14 protein-coding genes are annotated in these 20,691 nt (G+C 74.4%); 9 read left to right on the top strand and 5 right to left on the bottom strand.

The features are described 5' to 3' along the window. Nucleotides 1–13 precede the first annotated feature (13 nt). On the bottom strand, nt 14–1,735 hold the full coding sequence (locus CNX65_RS22290; RefSeq protein WP_096495510.1) for a serine/threonine-protein kinase: 1,722 nt from the start codon (nt 1,733–1,735) through the stop codon (nt 14–16). A 402-nt stretch (nt 1,736–2,137) separates the two neighbouring features. On the opposite strand from CNX65_RS22290, the gene CNX65_RS22295 reads away from it, so the two are divergent. Genes CNX65_RS22295 through CNX65_RS22310 form a run of 5 tightly spaced genes read left to right on the top strand, consistent with a single transcriptional unit; the run spans nt 2,138 to nt 7,951 of the window. After that, nucleotides 2,138–3,100, top strand: a complete 963-nt coding sequence (locus CNX65_RS22295; RefSeq protein WP_096495511.1) for a Gfo/Idh/MocA family protein — start codon at nt 2,138–2,140, stop codon at nt 3,098–3,100. Between the two features lie 30 nt (nt 3,101–3,130). After that, nucleotides 3,131–4,282 carry a zinc-dependent alcohol dehydrogenase gene (locus CNX65_RS22300; RefSeq protein WP_096495512.1) on the top strand — a complete coding sequence of 384 codons (1,152 nt, stop codon included), beginning with the start codon at nt 3,131–3,133 and terminating at the stop codon, nt 4,280–4,282. Continuing rightward, on the top strand, nt 4,279–5,613 hold the full coding sequence (locus CNX65_RS36330; RefSeq protein ID WP_177154308.1) for an MGH1-like glycoside hydrolase domain-containing protein: 1,335 nt from the start codon (nt 4,279–4,281) through the stop codon (nt 5,611–5,613). Before CNX65_RS22300 ends, CNX65_RS36330 begins: the two co-directional genes overlap by 4 nt. Next, nucleotides 5,610–6,797 carry an MFS transporter gene (locus CNX65_RS22305; RefSeq protein ID WP_177154309.1) on the top strand — a complete coding sequence of 396 codons (1,188 nt, stop codon included), beginning with the start codon at nt 5,610–5,612 and terminating at the stop codon, nt 6,795–6,797. The genes CNX65_RS36330 and CNX65_RS22305 overlap by 4 nt, the downstream gene beginning before the upstream one ends. After that, a complete protein-coding gene (locus CNX65_RS22310; RefSeq protein ID WP_096495513.1) occupies nt 6,794–7,951 on the top strand; it encodes an ROK family transcriptional regulator in 1,158 nt (385 codons plus the stop codon). The genes CNX65_RS22305 and CNX65_RS22310 overlap by 4 nt, the downstream gene beginning before the upstream one ends. Before the next feature lie 92 nt (nt 7,952–8,043). Here CNX65_RS22310 and CNX65_RS22315 read toward each other — a convergent pair whose 3' ends face one another. The 4 genes from CNX65_RS22315 to CNX65_RS22330 form a co-directional block, all read right to left on the bottom strand. After that, nucleotides 8,044–8,640 carry an HD domain-containing protein gene (locus tag CNX65_RS22315; RefSeq protein WP_232519955.1) on the bottom strand — a complete coding sequence of 199 codons (597 nt, stop codon included), beginning with the start codon at nt 8,638–8,640 and terminating at the stop codon, nt 8,044–8,046. 42 nt (nt 8,641–8,682) lie between these two features. Continuing rightward, nucleotides 8,683–9,105, bottom strand: coding sequence for a nuclear transport factor 2 family protein (locus tag CNX65_RS22320; RefSeq protein WP_096495514.1), 423 nt, complete (start codon nt 9,103–9,105; stop codon nt 8,683–8,685). A gap of 197 nt (nt 9,106–9,302) precedes the next feature. After that, on the bottom strand, nt 9,303–10,448 hold the full coding sequence (gene blsG, locus CNX65_RS22325) for an arginine 2,3-aminomutase (RefSeq protein ID WP_096495515.1): 1,146 nt from the start codon (nt 10,446–10,448) through the stop codon (nt 9,303–9,305). Nucleotides 10,449–10,462: 14 nt separating this feature from the next. Beyond that, complete coding sequence (locus tag CNX65_RS22330; protein WP_096495516.1) at nt 10,463–15,511, bottom strand: non-ribosomal peptide synthetase; 5,049 nt, start codon at nt 15,509–15,511, stop codon at nt 10,463–10,465. A 538-nt stretch (nt 15,512–16,049) separates the two neighbouring features. Between CNX65_RS22330 and CNX65_RS22335 the strand changes: the two genes are divergently transcribed. From CNX65_RS22335 to CNX65_RS22350, 4 genes are read left to right on the top strand one after another with little or no spacing between them, the layout of a single operon-like run. Beyond that, nucleotides 16,050–17,207, top strand: a complete 1,158-nt coding sequence (locus tag CNX65_RS22335; RefSeq protein WP_096495517.1) for an NAD(P)/FAD-dependent oxidoreductase — start codon at nt 16,050–16,052, stop codon at nt 17,205–17,207. Nucleotides 17,208–17,243: 36 nt separating this feature from the next. After that, on the top strand, nt 17,244–18,512 hold the full coding sequence (locus CNX65_RS22340; protein ID WP_096495518.1) for a lysine N(6)-hydroxylase/L-ornithine N(5)-oxygenase family protein: 1,269 nt from the start codon (nt 17,244–17,246) through the stop codon (nt 18,510–18,512). A 10-nt stretch (nt 18,513–18,522) separates the two neighbouring features. Next, on the top strand, nt 18,523–19,179 hold the full coding sequence (locus tag CNX65_RS22345) for an FMN-binding negative transcriptional regulator (protein ID WP_096495519.1): 657 nt from the start codon (nt 18,523–18,525) through the stop codon (nt 19,177–19,179). After that, nucleotides 19,176–20,684: an AMP-binding protein gene (locus tag CNX65_RS22350; protein ID WP_096495520.1), complete on the top strand. Its 1,509-nt coding sequence runs from the start codon at nt 19,176–19,178 to the stop codon at nt 20,682–20,684. The genes CNX65_RS22345 and CNX65_RS22350 overlap by 4 nt, the downstream gene beginning before the upstream one ends. The last annotated feature ends 7 nt before the right edge of the window (nt 20,685–20,691 follow it).

Below are 20,691 nucleotides of genomic sequence, written 5' to 3' on the forward strand. Positions count from 1 at the left end.
CCCCCCGCGGCGGTCACTTGTCGCGCGGGTAGAGGCGCTCGACCTCGCCCTTGAGGTTCGCGCTCAGGTAGGCGCCGCCGTAGTCGTCGGCCAGGTAGACGCGGATCGCGGCCTTGTGGTCGATCAGGCCGGTGTCGATGATGATGTACCGGCTGGTGGGCGCGGGGACGCCCAGCTCCTTGTTCGCGCGGTCGATCAGCGCGGGCAGGGCGTCCCAGTTGACCTCGTTCAGGTCGAGCACGGCGCGGTCGGCGTCGACCCCGTCCGGGCGCTCCTTGGTGGCCTTGCCGCCGACGGCGTACTCGAAGTTGTCGAACCCGTTCGGGACCGCCGTGGTCGGGGCGACGGCGGTGGCGCGCTCGGGCCACAGGGTCAGGTCGGAGACCTTGCTCGTGCCCATGACCTCGATGAACGCGGCGACGGCGGTGCGGGCGCCGTCCGGGGTGAGCAGGTCGGTCTTCGGGGCCGGGGTGTCCTCGGCTCCGGTCGGGTACGGGGTGTTGGCCGGGTTGCCCGCGACGCTGGTGCCGGGGGCGCCGGTCCGCTTCCCGGAACCGGCGTCCGCGCCGGAGCCGGAGCCGACCATCTTGACCACGACGACGGTGAGCGCGATGACCAGCACGACGCCGATCAGCGAGAACACCACGGCGCCGGTCTTCTTGCGCGGCGCGGGGAGCGGGGTCGGGTAGCCCGGCTGGTAGCCGTGCTGCGGGGCGCTCGACGGGTCCGACCGCCACTGCTGCTGGGGACCGCTGTGGGGACCGCTCGGGGGACCGCTGGAGAACCCGCCGGGCGGGGTGGCGGCGTAGTTCGGGCCGGGGGTGCCGCCCGCCGGGGTGGGTGGCCCGTACAGGCCGCCCGCGGGCGTGGCCGGGGCCCCGAAGCCGCCGACGGTCTCCCGCTCGGCCGCCGCGAACAGCTGGTCCAGGGCCTCGCCGCTGGGCCGCATCGCCGGGTCCTGCAGGAGCGCGGCGTTCAGCGCGGCCCCGAGCGCGCCCGCGCGGCGCGGCGGCGGGACCGGTTCGGTCATCACGGCGGCGAGCGTGGCCATGGTGGAGGCGCGGCGCATCGGGTGGTTGCCCTCGACGGCCACGTACAGCAGCATCGCCAGCGACCAGAAGTCCGAGGAGACCTGCGTCTCGTCGCCGCGCAGCCGCTCGGGCGCGATGTACTCGGGCGACCCGATGACCTCACCGGTGGCGGTGAGCTGGGTCGAGCCCTGGAGCGCGGCGATGCCGAAGTCGGTGAGCACGGCGCTGCCGTCGGGGCGCAGCAGCACGTTGCCCGGCTTGACGTCCCGGTGCATGACCCCGGCGGCGTGCGCGGACCGCAGCGCGGCGAGCACGTCCCGCCCGATGCCCGCGGCCTCGGCGGGGCTCAGCACGCCCTGGCCCAGCCGGTCCTCCAGCGAGGTGCCCCTGACCAGCTCCATGACGATCCACGGGTAGGTCGAGCCGGGCAGGTCCACGATCTGGTAGATCGACACCACGTTGGGGTGCTGGAGGCGGGCGAGCGCGCGGGACTCGCGCAGCACCCGCTCGCGCAACTGCGCGGCCATGGCCGGGTTGCTCTCGACCTGGTCGGCGTCGGCGGGCCGCACCTCCTTGATGGCCACCTCGCGCTGCAACCCGAGGTCGAGCGCCCGCCACACCGTCCCCATGCCGCCGCTGCCCAGCCGCTCCAACAGCTCGAACCGGCCGTCGAGGATCCGCCCGGTGTGCTCTCGCTCAGACACCGGGCCACGCTAGCAACCTGCGCCGACAGGTGAGACGGGGATGGTCGGGTTGGTGTCGCGGCGGGTGGCCACGGCACACCCGACAACGGCACGACCGACAACGGGGTGTCCTGGATCACTGCCGACCAATGCCGCCCGCCGGAAGTGCGGGACCTATTTGTTGCCCGGAACAACGCACATCAAAGACGACACCAATTTCCACCCCCCTTCACAACGCTCGACAACACTTGTTCACAGTCACTCGAACGGCGGATCGTAGCGCGCAAAGCGACCGTTGTATGGTCGGTCGAGTTGCGTCGACAACAAAACAAACACCCCAGGGATGCAATTCATGAAACACGGTGAAAACCCGACTGAAAAACACCGAAAACACGTAGGTGGCACAAGGCCGGGGAGTTCGCGTTGAGGTGGGGCTTCCTCGGAGCCGGGGGCATCGCCCGCAATTCCCTCGCCCCCGCCGTGCGGGAGTCCAGGACAGCGGTGCTGCGCGCCGCGGCGGCACGCGACCCGGCCCGCGCCCGAGCGCTGGGAGCGGAGGTCACGCACGGGGACTACGCGGCGCTGCTGGCGGACCCGACCGTGGACGTCGTCTACGTCGCGCTGCACAACTCGGCGCACCGCGAGTGGACCGCGAAGGCGTTGCGAGCGGGCAAGCACGTGGTGTGCGAGAAGCCGATGGGGCTGACCGCCGCCGAGGTCGCGGAGCTGGCCTCGGAGGCGGCGGCGGCGGGGAAGATCCTGGTTGAGGCGTGTTGGAACCGCTGGCACCCCCGGACGCGGGCACTGCAGCGACTGCTGGGGGAGGGCGCGCTGGGCACGGTGCGGGAGGTGCGGTCCGGCTTCCGCGGGGGAAGGCCCCCCGAGGGCGACTACCGGCACGACCCCGCGCTCGGCGGCGGCGCGCTCTACGACGTGGGCTGCTACGCGATCGCCTGCGCCCTGCTCGCGTTCGACTGGCGGCTCCCCGCGGTGCGCGCCGCGCGGCAGGAGCTCGGCCCCACCGGGGTCGACGAGACCACGACGGCCGAACTCGTGTTCCCGGACGGGATCGCCACCATCGAGTCCAGCCTCACCGGGCAACAGGACGAGTGGTTCTCGGCGATCGGCGACAAAGGCTCGGTCGAACTGTCCTTTCCCGCTTTCACCGGAGGAGCGGGCCAGGTGGAGATGATTTACCGGAGCGAAACCGGCACGCGCACGGAGGCATATCCACCGATCAACCCCTACACCGTGATGGTCGATGAAGTTTCCGCAGCGTCGCGGGGGCGAGAAGCGTTTCTGGTCGGATTGGGGGAGACCGCGGCGGTCGCCGAGGTCATAGACTCGATCCGCGCCTCGGCACGCCGGTCGGCCTTCTCCGGCTGACCACCAACTGCGAGAGACTGGACGAGAACGATGCGCGCTTATTCCCTGCTCGCCCCCGGACTCATCGACCTGGTCGAAGTTCCCGAACCGCCCTGCGGGGATGACGAGGTGCTGCTGCGCACCGAGGCGGTTTCCCTCTGCTCCACGGACGTCTCGTACTTCCGAGGGCACCTGCGCCCCGAGTCGTGGCCGATCGTGCCGGGGCACGAGTACGTGGGGCGGGCCGTGGAGGTCGGCCGGTCGGTCACGGGCATCGCGCCCGGCGACCGCGTCGTGTACTGGGGGCAGACCGACTTCGGCGGCATGGCGGAGTACCGCGCCATCAGACCGCTGCTGCCGAACCAGCCCGGCGAGACCGGCTGGTACACCGAGCGCGGCTTCTACGACGCGCACCAGGCCGCTGCGGCGGTCGTCCCGGACGGGCTGCCCTCGCGGCTGGCCACGCTGGTCGAGCCGCTGACGTCCGTGCTGCGCTGCCTGCTGGTCAACCCGCCCAAGCCCGGTGACGTGTGCGTCGTGCTGGGCTGCGGCCCGAGCGCCCTGCTCGCCGTCCAGGTGCTGCGCAACCTGATGGGGGTGGGCCCGATCGTGGTTCTGGACAAGGACAGCGGGCGCATCGCGCTCGCCCGCGCCCTGGGCGCGGACCTGTCCTTCGACACCTCGACCCAGTCGGACGAGCTGGACGCGTTCGTGCGGGAGCACCACGACCACTTCGCCGACTACGTCGTGGACGCGCTGCCGCACGTCAGCGCCGACGCCACGCGCACCGACGTGCGGGAATCGGCGATGGGCCTGCTGCGCCCCGACGGCACGTACGTCGTGTACGGGGCGACCGCGCTGCCCCAGCAGATCAGCACCTGGCACCTGCTGGCCAAGGGGCTGCGGCTGCTGGCGACCCCGTTCGACGTGCGGGCGTTCCCGATGACCCGCACCGCGCACATCACCCGCACCGCGCTCGGGCTGATCACCGACGGCGTGGTGGACGTCGAGCCGCTGATCACCGACACGGTGGCTTTCACCGACGTCCAGGGCGTGCGCGCCGCCTTCACCGATTACGGCGCGAACGGCGGGATGAAGTCCTCGCTGCTGTTCACCCCGGTGCTGCCCTCGCTGATCGCGCAGAGCGCGCTCGCCCCGGTGGCCAGCACCGTGGCGAGCGCGCCCGTCGGGGCCGCGCTGTGACCGGGCACGCCCCCACCGCCGCCGGGTCCGTCCCGGCGGCGGTGCCCGCCGCGGGCCAGGTGCTCCGGCCGTCGGAGCTCCCGCGCGCGAGCAGCGAGGCGGGCAGGGCGACGGCGGCGGCTCTGGAGGTGCTGCGCGGCAACCGGCGCACCGGCCGTTCCGCGGAACTGGGCGCCGACTACGCCTTCACCTGCCCCTCCCCCACCAGCTACCCGTTCCAGTGGAACTGGGACAGCTGCTTCCACGCCATCGCGCTCTCCCGCGTCGCCCCGGACCTGGCCAGGCGCGAGGTGGACTCGCTGCTGCTCGGCGCGGACCCCGGTGGTTTCCTGCCCCACATGCTGCTGTGGCAGCAGGACGCGCGGGCCGCTGCCACCGAGGAGTTCCGCATCGCCATGTGGGACCACTGGCGGACCGCGACGATCGCCCCTCCCGTGCTGGCCCGCGCGGTGGCGGCCGTGCACCGGGCCACCGGGGACGACGCGTGGCTGCGCTCGGTGCTACCAGCGGTGGCCGGGCACTTCGACTGGCTGCACGCCGCGCGCGCGGGCCGGGACGGGTTGCTGGTGATCGGCCAGCCCGACGAGTCCGGGTTGGACAGCACGCCCAAGTACGACGCGGTGCTCGGCCTGGACCCGCGCTCCCCCGCGGTCGGTCCCGAGTGGCACGCGGCGATGCGCGCGCTGATCGGTGAGCGGCCTGCCGCCGCGGACCCGTCCGCTTTCCCCTCCGGGCGGTTCCAGTGGGTGGACGTGCTGCTGAACACCGTCTACGCCGACGGGCTCGGCTGCCTGGCGGACCTGGCGGGTGCGGACGGCGCCCGGTTCCGGGCGCGGGCGGCGACCGTGCTGCGGTCGCTGCTGGACGGTTGCTGGGACGAGCGGCGCGGCGCGTTCTGGGACGTCGACGCGGTGTCCGGGCGCAGGGCGGAGGTGCTCACGGCGAGCTCGCTGTTCCCGTTGGTGCTCGCCGATCTGCCCGAACCCGTGGTGACCGCCCTCGTCGACCACTTGGTGGACGAGGACGAGTTCTGGTTGCCCTACCCGGTGCCCAGCGTGGCGGCGACGGAACCGTCGTTCGACGCGGACTTCGCCACCGGCGCGATCTTCCGGGGGTCCACCTGGGTGAACCTGAACTGGTACCTGCACCTGGGGTTGCGCGCGCACGGCAGGCACGACGTCGCCGACGAGCTGGCCGCGCGCACCGTGGCGATGACCGCGGCGGCGGGGATGCGCGAGTGCTACGGGCCCTTCGACGCACGGGGGCACGGGGCGCACGACTTCGGCTGGAGCGCGCTGGTGCTGGACCTGCCCACCGGGGCGGGGGCGTGACGGGCGGCGGGGTGGCGCCCGCGGTGGACGCGTTCCGGCGCGGGCGCCCCACCTTCCTGCTCTACGGCTCGGTGGCCGCCTTCGCGTACGGCCTGTACGCGCTGGGCCCGTACCTGACCCTGCTGGCCGCCGAGCTGGACCTGTCCTACGCCGCGCTGAGCCTGCACTCCACGGCGTGGGCGGCGGGCACGGTCCTGGTGGGGCTGGTCTACGGCCGGGCGAGCGCCGCGCTGGACCGGGCGGTGCTGTTCCGGATCGGCGTGGCCGGTTCGGTGGTCGGCGCGGCGGTGCTGGCGCTGGGCCGCGCGACCCCGGTGACGCTGGCCGGGGCCGCGCTGGGGGGCGCGTTCGGAGCGCTGGTGCAGACCTCGGCGTTCGCCGCGCTCGCCGACCTGCACGGCCCCCTGCGGGACCGCGCCCTCGTCGAGGCGAACATCGGGGCGAGCGCCGCGGCGGTGCTCGCCCCCGTGGCGCTGGGCGGGCTGGCCGTGACGGCGGTGGGGTGGCGCGGCGCGATGTGGTTGCCGGTCGTGGCGCTGCTGGCGCTGGTCGTGGTGTTCCGGGACGTGCGGCTGCCGGGGACGGGGGCGGGATCCACGCCGGGATCGACGCCGGGGTCGACGCGGGCGGGCGGGTTGTCGGCCCGCTGCTGGGCGCTGTGCGCGGTGACCGGGCTCGTGGTGGGCGTGGAGTTCGCGGTCGTCTACTACGGGGGTCAGCTGTTGCGCGAGGGCGCGGGGCTGGACGCGGTGGCCGCGGCGACGTGGATGTCGCTGTTCTTCGTGGCCCAGCTGGTGGGTCGGGTCGTGGGCAGCCGGATCGCGGGCAGGCCGGGGCTGCTGCCCCCGCTGATCGCGGCGGCGATCGGCGGGTTGGCGCTGCTGCGGCTGGGGACGGCTCCCGCGACGGCGCTCACGGGGCTGGCGCTGACCGGGTTGGCCGTGGCCAACCTGTTCCCGCTGGCCTTGTCGGCCGCCGTCGCGGCTTCCGGGGGCCGGACCGACCTGGCCGCGGCGCGGGCCCAACTGCTGGTCGGCGCGGCCACCACGTTCGGTCCGCTGCTGCTGGGCCTGCTCGCCGACCGGGTCGGCGTGCGCCCGGCGTTCTCGGTCGCGCTGGTCATGGCGGGAGCGGCGCTGGCAGTGGTGCTCGCCCTGCGGGAGAGGACGGCCGCGCGCGGATGAGGAACTTCTCGAGCGACGTGCGCAAGCGGAACCGGACGTCGCTGCTGCGCCACCTGCACCTGCAGGGCCCCACCACCAGGACGGCGCTGAGCGAGGCGCTGGACCTGAACCGCAGCACGATCAAGTCGTTGGTCGACGAGCTGACCGAGGAGGGACTGGTCGACGAGTCCGCCACCTCGGGATCGAGGGGCGCGGGTCGCCCCTCGCTGCTCGTGGTGCCCGGCACGCGCTCGACCACCGTGCTGGCGATCGACATCCGGATCAACTCGGTGTCGACGGCCGTGGTCGGTCTGGGCGGCGAGGTGCTGGTGGAGCAGCGGTGGGCGCTGCCGCCGCACGAGCGGTCCCCGGCCGAGGTGTGCGCGCGCATCGCCAGGCGGGCGGCGGAGGCGCTGTCCGAGGCGGACCACCGGGTGCGGGCGGTGGGGATCTCAGTGCCCGGCGTGGTGCGGCGCACCGACAGCGTGGTGCGCGACGCGCCCAACCTGGGCTGGAACGACGTGCCGCTGCGCGAGCGCGTCTCCGAGGCACTGGGGCTGCCCGTCGAGATCGGGAACGACGCGGAGCTGGGCGCGCTGGCGGAGGGCGCGCGCGGCGTGGGGCGGACGGACTCCGACGTGGCGTACGTGTACGCCGACGTGGGTGTGGGTGGCGGGGTGGTGAGCCGGGGGACCTCGGTGTTCGGCCCCCGCAACCACGTGGGCGAGTTCGGGCACATGGTCGTGCGGCACGACGGCCGGGCGTGCTACTGCGGGTGCGAGGGGTGCTGGGAGACCGAGATCGGCCGGGCCGCGCTGACCCGCGCGCTCGGCGTTCCCGAGGACCTGGACGACGGGGTGCTGGTGCGGCGGCTGCGCGCCCTCGCGGCCGACCCGGTTTCGGGGAGGGCGGCGTTGCGGGAGCCTGCCAGGTGGTTGGCGCTGGGGCTGTGCAACCTGGTGAACGTCCTGGGCGCGGAACTGCTGGTGCTGGGCGGTCTGCTGGCCGAGCTGCCGCCGTCGGTGGTGGCCGGGGTGGAGGAGGCGGTGCGGACCAGGAGCATCGTCAGCAAGGCGACGGCGGGCGCGCGGGTCGTCCGCTCACCGCTGGGCACGCGGGCGACGCTGATCGGCGCGGCGGAACTGGCGTTCGAGCGGACGCTCTCGTCGAGGTGACCGGTCGCGGGCGGACCTGCGGCCGGGCCCGGCGCCGGTCGACGCGCCGGGACCGGACCGGCTCCGCGCACCCGCGACCGGTCCGCTCCCGCTCACCCCGTGGTCGGGAAGCTCCCCTGGAACGCCAGCCTGCCGTCCGCGCCCGCCGCGATCCGGTCGAGCACGTCGTCCAGCGCCAGGAACGCCTCCCACGGCTCCTGCCCGCCCGCGGGCGCCAGCCGGTCGACCACCAGCTGCTCCAGGTCCGCGACCCGCTTGCCCTTCCACACCTTGTCGGCCAGGCTGACCAGCAGGTCCTCCAGTACCACCCCGTCCACCGCCCACGACGCGTGCGTGCCCGCGAACCGCGCCAAGCCCGGCTCGACGCCGCGCGCCAGCAGCAGCTCCCGCCCGGCGGGCTCGTGCCGGGAACCGGGGCCGGACAGCTCCTCGGGGTGCAGCACCTTGCCGATGTCGTGCACCGCCGCCCCGAACTCCACCGCGGCGCCGTCGAACCGGGCCCGCGGGTAGCGCAGCCTCACCCACTCGGTCAGCTCGCACGCCACGTCGTGCACCGCCCGCAGGTGCGCGGCGAGCCGGGGCGGCGCGGCGAGGTCGACCAGCAGTTCCGCGGCGCGCGCGGGCAGCGGGCGCAGCGGCGGGGTGGCGGGATCGGTCAGGGCGCGGTGGAGCAGCGAGGTCGGCGGCACGGTCGTCCACGATAAGCGCCGGTCACCGCGCGGGCACGGGAGTCAGCCGAGCGGGGCCCCGGTGGCCTTGGCGAACGCCACGGGGTTGCCGTGCTCGGCGAACCAGGTGATCCGGTCGCCGGTGAAGTCGAACCTGTACAGGTAGTTGTTCCGGTACGGCGCCCCGGACGCCGCGTGGGTGAAGTCGCCCCTGGCCGAGGCGAACACCACGTCCCGGCCGACGGTCTCGAACACCTCCAGGTCCTCGACGCGGGTGCGGGAGAACAGGTCGAGCACGGTCCGCAGGAACCCGAGCACCTCGTCCTTGCCGGTGAGCACGGCCTGCGGCTCGGGCGCGCCGCTGAGGGAGTGGGTGAGGACGTGGACGACGTCGTCGGCCAGGACGGCGGCCACGGCGGCGAGGTCGCGGTCGCCCAGAGCGGCGAAGAAGGACGTGACGGACTCGACGCGCGCGGGGGAGGTCATGGGAAGGCCTTTCGGGACGGGGGCGGGGGAAATCGCTTGCCCCGAATCCTCACCGGGCACGCGGGCGGCAACCAGGTACCGCCGTTCCTCCCCCCGCGCCCGTTCCTCCGCGCCCGTTCCTCCGCGCCCGCTCCCCCGCACCCGCTCCCCTGGGCTCACTCCCCCGCGCTCACTCCCCAGCGCTCACTCCCCAGCGCTCACTCCTCCGGCGGGCTCAGCCGGTAGTGCTCGCCGGTCATGGTCATGGTCTGCCCCCGGTAGTTGCGCAGCGCCAGGCCGCCCTCGACGGCCTCGTGGTACGGCCTGCTGATCGGGATCTTCCCGATGCGCGTGGTCAGCACGTACTGCGGCACGCCGAAGCCCGTCATGTGCCCCTGCAGGCCCTCCATGATCTCCAGCCCCTTCTCCACCGAGGTCATGAAGTGCGAGACGCCCGTGACGTTGTCGCAGTGGTACAGGTAGTACGGGCGGACGCGGATGCGCAGCAGCTCGGTCATGAGCTTGCGCATCGTGGTCACGTCGTCGTTGATCCCCTTGAGCAGCACCGTCTGGTTGCCGACCGGGACGCCGTGGCGCAGCAGGCGGTCGACGGCCGCCGCCGCCTCGGGGGTGATCTCCCTGGGGTGGTTGAAGTGCGTGTTCAGCCACACCGGGTGGTGGCGGGCCAGCATCTCGCAGAACTCGTCGGTGACGCGCTGCGGCAGCAGCACCGGGAAGCGCGAGCCGATGCGGATGATCTCCACGCTCGGGATGGCCCGCAGCCCGGAGATGAGCTCCTCCAGCTTCTCGTCCCGGTAGGACAGCGGGTCGCCGCCGGTGAGCAGGACGTCGCGGATCTCCGGGTGCTCGCGGATGTAGCGCAGGTCCTCCTCGTAGCCGCCGCCCTCGTTGTCGCGGAAGTACGTGCCCTCCACGTCGGTGGTGTGGAACTTGCGCGTGCAGTGGCGGCAGTACACCGGGCACGTCTCGGTGACCAGCAGGACGACCCGGTCCGGGTACTTGTGCACCACGCGGTTGGTCTTGCGGTAGAACATGTCGCCGACCGGGTCCACCTCGGCGTCGGGGAACTCCAGCAGCTCGCCCTGCGCGGGCACGGCCTGCTGCCGGATGGGGCACAGCGGGTCGTCGGGGTCCATCAGCGAGGCGTAGTACGGGGTGACGCTCCACCGGTACTTCCCGGCGGTGCCGCTGATCGCGGCCTCCTCCTGCGGGCTGACCTCGACCCACTCGCGCAGCTTGTCGAGGGTGGTGACGCGGTGGCGCATGTGCCAGCGCCAATCCCCCCACTGCTCGGCCGAAGGCGCGCCCGGCGCCATCGCGGGCGCGGCGAATGACTGCGACATGTGGGCTCCGTTGCTCAGGGGTTGACGGGCGGCCGGTGGAGCCTGCGCTCGCGCCGCACCACGGCGGGTTCCCCCGCCTCGGGTTCGGCGCGGGCGTCGGCGAGGACGGCGGCGAGCCGGGCGACCGTTCCCGTCTCGAAGAGCTGCCGGACGGGCAGGCTGACGCTCAGCTCGCTGCGGATGCGGGAGACGACCTTGGTGGCGAGCAGCGAGTGCCCGCCCAGGGCGAAGAAGTCGTCGTGGACGCCGACGCGGTCCACGCGCAGCAGCTCCCGCCAGATGCCCGCCACGGCGGCCTCCAGGTCGTCGCGCGGCGGCACGTGGTCGACGCCGCCCCTGGTGGGGGCGGGCAGGGCGGCGCGGTCGACCTTGCCGCTGCGGTTCAGCGGCAGCTCGGGCAGGAAGACGGTGGTGGCGGGGACCATGTAGTCGGGCAGCTGGGTGGCCAGGTGGGCGCGCAGGGCGTTCGCGGACGCTGCGCCGTCGGGGCCAGCGCCATCGGGACCGGCGCCATCGGGACCGGCACTGCCACGACCGGCCGCCGGGACGACGTACGCCACCAGGAAGGTCCCCACGCCCGGTTCCTCGCGCGCCACGACGACCGCGTCGGCGACGTCCGGGTGCGCGAGCAGCACCGCCGCGATCTCGCCCGGTTCGACCCGGAACCCGCGCAGCTGCACCTGGTCGTCCAGCCTGCCCAGGTACTCGAGGGTCCCGTCGGGCAGCCACCGCACCAGGTCGCCGGTGCGGTACAGGCGGTCCCCGCCACCGAGCGGGTCGGGCCCGAAGCGGTCCGCCGTCAGGTCCGGCCTGCCGACGTAGCCGTTCGCCACGCCCACGCCGCCCAGGTGCAGGTCGCCGGGCACGCCGACGCCGACCGGGTTGAGGTGGCGGTCCAGGACGAGCGCGCGCGCCCCCGGCACCGGGACGCCGATGGGCGGCACGCGCGGGCCGTCCGGGGTGATCTCGGCGGAGACGGCCACGACGGTGGCCTCGGCCGGGCCGTACAGGTTGAGCAGGGTGAAGGGCGCGTCGGGGCGCGGGCGCTTGCGCAGCGCGGCGCCGCCGGTGGTGAGCACCCGCAGCGGGCTGCCCTCGGGCCACGGCAGGTCCAGCGCCAGCTCGCACAGCGGCGTCGGCAGGAACGCCGCGGTGACGCGGTGCTCGGCCAGCCAGCGGACGGCGTGCTCGCCGGAGGCGGTGGTGTCGTCGTCGGCCAGGTGCAGCTGCGCGCCGACCGACAGCGCGGACCAGATCTCCAGCACCGACACGTCGAAGGCGGTGCCCGCGACCTGCGACACCCGGTCGCGCGCGGTGAGCCCGCAGTCGGCGGTGTACCAGTCGACCCGGTGCGCCAGTCCCCCGTGGTCGAGCTGGACGCCCTTGGGCCTGCCGGTGGAGCCGGAGGTGTGGATGACGTAGGCGGCGTCGCGGGGCCCCACCGGGACGATCGGGGCGGGGGGCGCGTCGTGGTCCGCGCCGATCTCCAGCACGACCGGGTGCTCCACGAGCCCCCTGGTGCCGGGGGTGACGAGCACGGCCTTGGGCGTCGACCTGGCGACGACGTGGCCGACGCGGGCGGCCGGGGTGGCGGCGTCCAGCGGCAGGTAGGCCGCGCCCGCCCGCATCGCGGCCAGCGAGGCCACCACGTAGTCGAACCCGCGCGGCGCGCACACCAGCACCCGGTCGCCCCGGCCGACGCCCAGCCGGGCGAGCCGGGCGGCCAGGCGGGCGGCGCGGTCGTTCAGCTCGCCGTAGGTCATGCTCAGCGCGCCCCGCACCAGCGCCGTGGAGTCCGGGGGGACGGCCGCGACGCGCTCGGGCACCAGGCCGGGGGCGCGGTCGACGGCGCGGGGCGAGCACCAGGCCCCGGTGACCAGGGCGCGCTCGTCCGGTGGCAGCAGCTCCAGGTCGTGCAGCCGGGCGTCGGGGTCGCGCACGACCGAGCGCAGCAGCGCCTCCCAGCGCGCCAGCAGCCGCAGCGCGGTGCCTTCGTCGAACAGGTCCGTCGCGTACTGGAGGTCGCAGTGCAGCCCGTCGGGGCCCGCGACGACGACGAGGGTCAGGTCGAACATCGCCGAGGTGTCCGCGCCGCGCGCCCGCCGCACCGCGAGCCCCGGCAGCTCCAGCTCGGACCAGCTGGTGTCCTGGTAGTCGAACAGGACCTGGAACAGCGGGGTGCGGCTGGGCGAGCGCTCGACCCGCAGCAGCTCCACGACCTGCTCGAACGGCAGCTCCTGGTGGGCGTAGGCGCCGGTGACGGTGTCGCGGACGCGGGCGGTCAGCTCGCCGAAGGCCGGGTTGCCGGACAGGTCGGTGCGCAGGGCCAGGGTGTTGACGAACAGGCCGATGACGCCCTCGGCCTCCGGGGTGTCGCGGTTGGCGGTGGTGCCGCCCACGACCAGGTCCTCGCTGCCGGTGTGCCTGGCCAGCAGGGCGTTGAACGCGGCGAACAGCACCAGGTAGGGGGTGACGCCGTGGTGGCGCGCCACGTCCCGCAGGCCGCGCGCCAGCTCCGCGTCCAGGAGGAGGTCCCGGCTGGAGCCCGCGGTGCCCCTGGTGGCGGGCCGGGGGCGGTCGGTGGGCAGCTCCAGCAGGGCGGGGGCGTCGGCGAGCGCGGCGGACCAGTAGTCGTGCAGGCGGGTCAGCTCGGCGTCCCGCAGCGACGCGCGCTGCCAGCGGGCGTAGTCGGCGTACTGGACGGCGGGGGCGGGCGGGACGGGGACGTCCGCGCCGGTCTCGCGGGCGTAGAACGCGCCCAGCTCGCGCAGGAACAGGTCCTGCGACCAGCCGTCGAACACCAGGTGGTGCCAGGACAGGGCGAGGAGGTGGCGCTCGGGGCCGACCCGGTGCAGGGTCGCGCGCACCAGGGGGCCCGCCGCCAGGTCGAACGGCCGGTCCGCCCGCCGCCACGCCTCCTGCTGCGCGCGCTCCGGCGAGGTGTGCTCGACCACGGGCAGGGCGATTGCCGCGCTCGGGGCGACCCGCTGCAGGGGGACGCCGTCGACCTCGGCCACGGTGGTGCGCAGCGCGTCGTGCCGCGCCACCACGGCGTTCAGCGCCCGCTCCAGCGCGTCGGCGCGCAGCGGGCCGCTGATGTCGAGCAGCTCGGCGATGGTGTAGGCGGAGCTGCCGGGTTCGAGCTGCTCCTGGAACCACAGGCGTTGCTGGGCGTGGGAGAGCGGCGTGTCGGCGACCGGTCCGGGTTCGACGGCGGGCGCCTGCGGCAGCGGCCGGGGGGCGAGGGAGTCGATGTGCGCGGCCAGGTCCGAGAGCACCGGGTGCTGGAGCATCTGGCGGACCGTGACGCGGACCGACCAGAGGCGGCGCACCCGCACCACGACCTTGGTGGCGAGCATCGAGTCGCCGCCGCCGCCCCGGAAGAAGTGCTGGTCGCGGCCGACGCGGGCGAGTCCGAGCACCTCCTCCCAGATGGCGGCCAGCGCGCGCTCGGTGGGCGTGACCGGTTCGGCGAGCACCCCGGCGTCCGCGCCGTCCCCGCCAGGGCCGTCCCCGCCCGCGCCGTTCCCGTCCGGCGACGTGGCGCCGGGATCGGCGAGCAGCTCCACGACGCCGTCGCGGCGCAGCCGGGCGGTGCGCTCCCCCGCGCGGCCGGGCACGCCGACCGGCACGGGCGCGCCGTAGCGGTCGCGCAGCACCACCGGTTCGCCGTCCAGCACGGCGGTGGCCTCGGCCTCGGTGGCGAGGACGAGGTCCCCGACGCGGGTGGACGGGTCGGCGAGCAGCGCGTCCAGGACCAGGCGGTAGTGGCGGGCCAGCGCCTCGATCGTCGGCCGGTCGAACAGGTCGGTGGCGTACTCGAAGCGGCAGTCCACGTGGTCGCCGGAGAACTCCACGGCGAACTCGACGTCGAACTTCGCGGTGTCGTTGTCCAGTGAGCGCAGGGTGCTCTCCAGCCCGGCCAGCTCCGGGGGCGCGGTCACCTCGTTGACCGAGCACATCACCTGGAACACCGGGTTCATGCCCGCCTCGCGGTGCGCGTCCAGCGCGTCGACCACCCGGTCGAACGGCACGTGCTGGTGCGACAGGGCGTCGAGGGTCTCGGCGGTGACGCGGTCGGCGACCGCGCCCAGCGACGGGTTGTCCGACAGGTCGACGCGCAGCGCGACGGTGTTGGCGAAGAACCCGAGCGCGCTCTCCCAGTCCTCGCGGGTCCGGTTGATCACCGGCACGCCGACGACGACCCGGTCCCGGCCGCCGTAGCGGTGCAGCAGCACGGCCAGCGCGGTGAGCACGCCGGTGAACAGGGACGTGCCGCCGAGGCGGGAGCGCAGGTCCGCGGGCGCCGGGACGGGCACGTTCGCGCCGAGGGTGCTGGCCCGGAGCGGGCGCGGCCGGTCGGTGGGGATGCCCGCCTCGCCCAGGTGCCCGGAGAGGCGGTCGCGCCAGTGCGCCAGCTGCGCCTCGAAGACGGGGCCGCCCGCCTGGCCCGCCTCCCACACGGCGTAGTCGGCGTACTGGGCCGCGGGCGGCAGGTCGGCGGCGCGCCCGAGCGCGCGGGCGGAGTAGAGCACGCCCAGCTCGCGGAACAGCACCGTCTCCGACCAGCCGTCGGTGACGACGTGGTGCAGGTTGAGCACGAGGTGGTGCTCGTCGTCGGCGACGCGCAGCAGCAGGGCCCGCAGCAGCGGCTCGCCGTCGAGGCGGAACGGCCGCGCGGCCTCCCGCGCGATCCGCGCCTCCACGTCCCCCTCGGCGACGGTCTCCACCGCGCGCGGCAGCGGGGCGGGCGGGCGCACCTCCTGGCGCACCTCGTCGTCCTCGTCGGCGACGAGGTCGGTGCGCAGCACCTCGTGCCTGGCGACCAGGTCGTCGAGCGCGCCCCACAGCGCGTCCGGGTCGAGCGGGCCCCGCAGGCGCAGCGCGAAGGGCACGTTGTACGCGGAGTTCGGGCCGTTGAGCTGGTCGAGGAACCACAGCCGCCGCTGGGCCGCCGAGGTGGGCAGGCCGCCCGCGGGACGCGCCGGGGCTGGGGGCTCCGGCGCGGCGGAGAGCATCAGGCGCAGCAGCTCCCTGCGGTCCTGCGCGGCGCTGTCGACCATCCTGGTTCCCCACCCATCCCCGGCGCAGGCGTCGGCACGCCACCCAGAAATGGATTCACAGGTCGCGACAGACTCATTCGCATACCGGCTCGATCGTTCGAGCGATCATTTTTCCGTTCATCACGGATCGATCGGCATTGCTCACCCGAACAGCTTCCGAGTCCACCCGATCGGCCCACCGGACACTTCCCGAAGGTCCTCGGGAGGTGTCCGGGTGAGAACTTCCCCCAGCTGTCCCGGACAACTCCCAGGCCACTACAGCAGTCACCCCAGATGTTGTCAAGACCGCCCTTCGCCAGGACTTTCAACGGTCCCTTCGGAACGATTCGGGAGTCGTTGCGCTCCGTCCGGGGATCGGTTACGTTGCGGGAGCGGCGAGGTTTTCAGCTGCTTTGTTTCACACGTTGTTCCGACAATCAATCCCCACCTATTCGGCGTACTCGCGCCGTCGGTTGGGCCGCTGCGGGGTGTTCGGGCGGCGCCGGGTGGTCCCGGTGGCCGCCCCGAAGCCGTCCTGGACGTTCGAGGGAGGCCGGGCGTGTACGACACCGTCGTGGTCGGCGCGCGGTGCGCGGGCGCGTCGACCGCGCTGCTGCTCGCCCGGCGCGGGTGGCGCGTGCTGCTGCTGGACCGGGCGGAGTTCCCCTCCGACACCATGTCCACGCTCTACGTGCACCAGCCCGGCGTGGCGCTGCTGCGGCGGTGGGGCCTGCTGGACGCGGTGATCGCCTCGGGCGCGCCCGCGCTGGACACCGTGCGCTACCGCGTCGAGGACGTGGACCTGGCCGCCCCAGCCCCGGAGGGGCCGGGGTACGGGCCGCGCCGCCGAGTGCTGGACTCGATCCTGGTGGAGGCGGCCGTGGCCGCGGGCGCCGAGTTCGCCGACCGCAGCGCCGTCGTGGACCTGCTGCGCGAGGGCGACCGGGTGGCGGGCGTGCGCTTCCGGGGCCCGGACGGCCGGGAGCGGCGGGCCCGCGCCCGGCTCGTGGTCGGCGCGGACGGGATGCGCTCCAGGGTCGCGGAGCTGGCCGGGGCCGCCACGACCGCCGAGGACCCGCGCCTGAGCTGCGTCTACTACTCGCGCTGGGCGGGCCTGGACACCGGCTTCGGCTTCCACGAGCGCACCGGCCGCTGGATCGCCACGATCCCCACCAACGACGGCGAGACCATGGTCGCCACCTACTTCCCGCAGTCCCGGTTCGACGAGGTCCGCGCCGACGCGCGCGCCGCGCACCTGGACGCGCTGGCCACCACCGCGCCCTCGGTGGCCGCGCAGCTGGAGGGCGGCGAGCAGGTCGGCAGGCTGGTGGGCACCGGCGACCAGCGCAACTTCTTCCGCGAGGCGACGGGCCCCGGCTGGGCGCTGGTCGGCGACGCGGGCCACCACCTGGACACCATCACCGCGCGCGGCATCACCAACGCGTTCACCCAGGCGGACCTGCTCGCCGGCTCGGTGGGCGACGCGCCCGGCGACCAGGCGGCGCTGGACGGGTTCGCCGCGCGCCGCGACGAGGCCATGGTCGACGGCTACCAGGCGACGCTGGCGCTGGCCCGCCTGGAGGTCACCCCCGCGCGGCTGGCGCTGCTGCGGGCGGTGGCGCGCAGGCCCGAGTGGACGCGCGACTACTTCGCCGTGGTCGCCGGGCTCATGCCGATGGAGGACCTGCTGGACGGGGAGCTGCTCGACCTGATCTGACCGGCGTGGTCAGCCGAACCGGGGAGGCGGATCGATGTGGCTGCGGTAGTGCAGGGGGCGGACGCGCCGCGCGACGTGGTCGGGGTCGGGTTCGGCCCGTCGAACCTGGCGCTCGCGGTGGCGCTGGCGGAGCGGGACGGGCCGTCCTCGACGTTCTTCGAGCGCCAGCCCCGCTTCGGCTGGCACCGGGGGATGCTGATCGACGGGGCGACGATGCAGGTGTCGTTCCTCAAGGACCTGGTGTCCATGCGCAACCCGACCTCGCCGCACAGCTTCGTGTCGTACCTGCACGCCAGGGGCAGGATGCCGGAGTTCGTCAACGCCAAGACGCTGTACCCGCTGCGGGTGGAGTTCCACGACTACCTGGAGTGGGTGGCCGGGCACTTCGCCGACTCGGTGTCCTACGGCAGCGAGATCACCGCGCTGGAGCCGGTCGCCGAGGGCGGCGTGGTCGGGCACCTGGACGTGGTGGCGCGCCGCGACGGGCGGACCACGACCACGCGGGCCCGCAACGTGGTCGTCGCCACCGGCCTGGAGCCCCGGCTGCCCGACGGCGTGAGCGGGGGCGAGCGGGTGTGGCACAGCGGGGAGCTGCTGCACCGGGTGCCCTGGCTGCGGGAGCGGCGGGTGCGCAAGGTGGTGGTGGTCGGCGCGGGGCAGAGCGCCGCCGAGGTCACCGAGTACCTGCACCGGACGCTGCCGGGCGCGGAGGTCGTCGCGGTGTTCTCCCGCTTCGGCTACAGCGTCGCCGACGACACCCCGTTCGTGAACGAGGTGTTCGACCCGGACTCGGTGGACCTGTTCTACGGCTCGCCGCCGTCGGTCAGGCAGGCGCTGCTGGCCCACCACGGGAACACGAACTACTCGGTGGTCGACGCCGACCTGTCGCTGGAGCTGTACCGGCGGCGCTACCAGGAGCGGGTCACCGGCTCGTCGCGGCTGCGCGTGGTCAACGTCTCGCGGGTGCGCTCGGTGAGCGAGCGGTCCGACGGGGTGGCGGTGCAGGTGGAGTACCTGCCGACGGGCGTGGTGGGCACGCTCGTGGCCGACGCGGTGGTCTGCGCCACCGGCTACCGGCCCGCCGACCCGACGCCGCTGCTGCGGGGCCTGGCCAAGCTGGACGGGGCGGGCAGGCCGGTGCTGGACCGGGACCACCGGGTCGTCACCTCCGGCTCGGTGCGCGCCGGGATCTACCTGCAGGGCGCGGTGACCGAGCCGACGCACGGGCTGTCCGCGGGCCTGCTGTCCACCACCGCGGTCCGGGCGGGCGAGATCGTCCGGGCGATCCTCGACGAGGGCAGGTAGGCGAGCCGACATGCACGTGCCACCGATGTACCGGGCCGACGACGAGGACCGGGCGCGCCAGGTCGTCCACGACTACCCGCTGGCCACGCTGGTCAGCAACGGCCCGCGCGTCCCGCACGCCACGCACCTGCCGGTGGTGGCCGCGCCGGGCGCCCCGCAGTCCGGGGACCTCGCGGGCAGCACGCTGTGGGGGCACCTCAACCGGGCGAACGCGCACTGGCGGGCGCTGGCGGGCGGCGTCCACGCGGTGCTGGTGTTCACCGGGCCGCACGCCTACATCACCCCGGCGATCTACCGCACCACGCCCGCGGTCCCGACCTGGGACTTCGTGTCGGTGCACCTGCACGGCCGGGTCGAGCCGATCGACGGCGAGGCCGGGACCCTGGAGGTGGTGAAGCGGACCGCCGAGCTGTTCGAGAGCGCCTTCGGCGCGGGCTGGGCGGCCGAGCCGTCGCACGGGCACTTCGCGCGGATCGTGGGCGGTGTCGGCGCGTTCCGCTTCCACGTGGAGTCGGTGGACTCGATGTTCAAGCTCAGCCAGGAGAAGGACCGGGACGTGCGGGTGCGGATCATCGCCAGCCTGCGCGAGGGGTCGGGTCCCGCCGCGGAGCTGGGACGGATCATGCACGAGCACGGCCTTGGCGGACGGGGAGCGGAGGGCGCATGAGGACGCTGTGGGGTGGCGCGGCCGACCCGCCGTGCCTGCTGGAGGCGCTGGCGGAGCACCGGCGGTCGGAGCGGGTCGCGGTGGTGGACGGCGAGCGGTCCTTCACCTACGCCCGGCTGCACGGCTGGGTGGGCGAGATCGCGCACCTGCTGGCCGCGCGCGGCGTGGGGCCCGGCGACCGGGTGGCGGTGACGGGGGCGCGCGGCGCGGAGGTCGTGGCGGCGTTCCTGGCGGTGGCCGCGGTGGGCGCGGCGTACGTGCCGCTGGACGCGTCGTACCCGCCGAGGCGGCTGGCGCACATGCTGGCCGACAGCGCGGCGTCGCTGGTGCTCAGCGCGGGCGACGCCTACGTCGAGTCGGCGGTGCCGATCCCCGAGCCGGGGGCGGGTCGGGAGCACCCGGCGGTGGCGTGCGCGCCGGACCTGCCGGTGTACGTGATCTACACGTCCGGGTCGACGGGCTGGCCCAAGGGGGTGGCGCTGCCGCACTCCTGCGTCGACAACATGGCCGAGTGGCAGCGCACCCACTCCCCCCGCCCGGACCTGCGCACCGCGCAGTTCGCGCCGCTGAACTTCGACGTGTGGTTCCAGGAGGTGCTGGGGACGCTCGGGGGCGGCGGGACGCTGCTGATCGTGCCCGAGGAGCTGCGGCAGGACCCGTTCGAGCTGCTGGACTGGCTGGTCGAGCACCGGGTGGAGCGGCTGTTCCTGCCGAACGTGGCGCTGAACATGCTGGCGCTGGCCGCGTCGGCGGAGGAGTCGCTGGCGGGCCTGGCGCTGGTGGAGGTCAACACGGCGGGCGAGCAGCTGCTGTGCACCCCGGCGATCCGGGCGCTGTTCGCGCGGCTGCCGGGGTGCAGGCTGACCAACCACTACGGGCAGAGCGAGTCGGCGATGGTCACCTCGCACGTGCTGACCGGTCCGAGCTCGTCGTGGCCGTCGCTGCCGCCGATCGGGGTGCCGCTGCCGGGCACGGAGCTGCTGGTGGACCCGGTCGACCCCGAGGCGCCCGAGGTGGGCGAGCTGCTGGTGGCGGGCCTGCCGCTGGCGCTGGGCTACCTGAACCAGGAGGAGCTGAACGCGGCCCGCTACACCGCCGTGCCGACCACGCCGCACGGGCACGAGCGGGCGTTCCGCACCGGCGACCTGGTGCGGGTGGAGCGGGGGGTGGTGCAGTTCCTGAGCAGGCTGGACCACGACGTGAAGATCCGCGGCTACCGGGTGAACCCGCTGGAGGTCGACGCGTGGCTGCTGGAGCAGCCGGGTGTGGCGGCGGCGGTGTGCGTGGTGGTGGAGACCGGGGAGGGCGCGCGGGGGCTGCGGGCGGCGGTGACGCCGGAGCGGGGGGCGGAGCTGGACGTGTCCGCGCTGATGGGGGCGCTGGAGGCGGTGCTGCCGGCGCACTCGGTGCCGCAGTCGGTCACCGTGCTGCCGGAGCTGCCGCGCACGCCCAGCGGCAAGGTGGACCGCGAGGCCGTGGCCGGGGGCATCGCCTCGGCGCTGTGAGCGCGCG

Origin of the sequence: Actinosynnema pretiosum (assembly GCF_002354875.1) — a bacterium.
GTDB classification, from domain to species: Bacteria; Actinomycetota; Actinomycetes; order Mycobacteriales; family Pseudonocardiaceae; genus Actinosynnema; species Actinosynnema auranticum.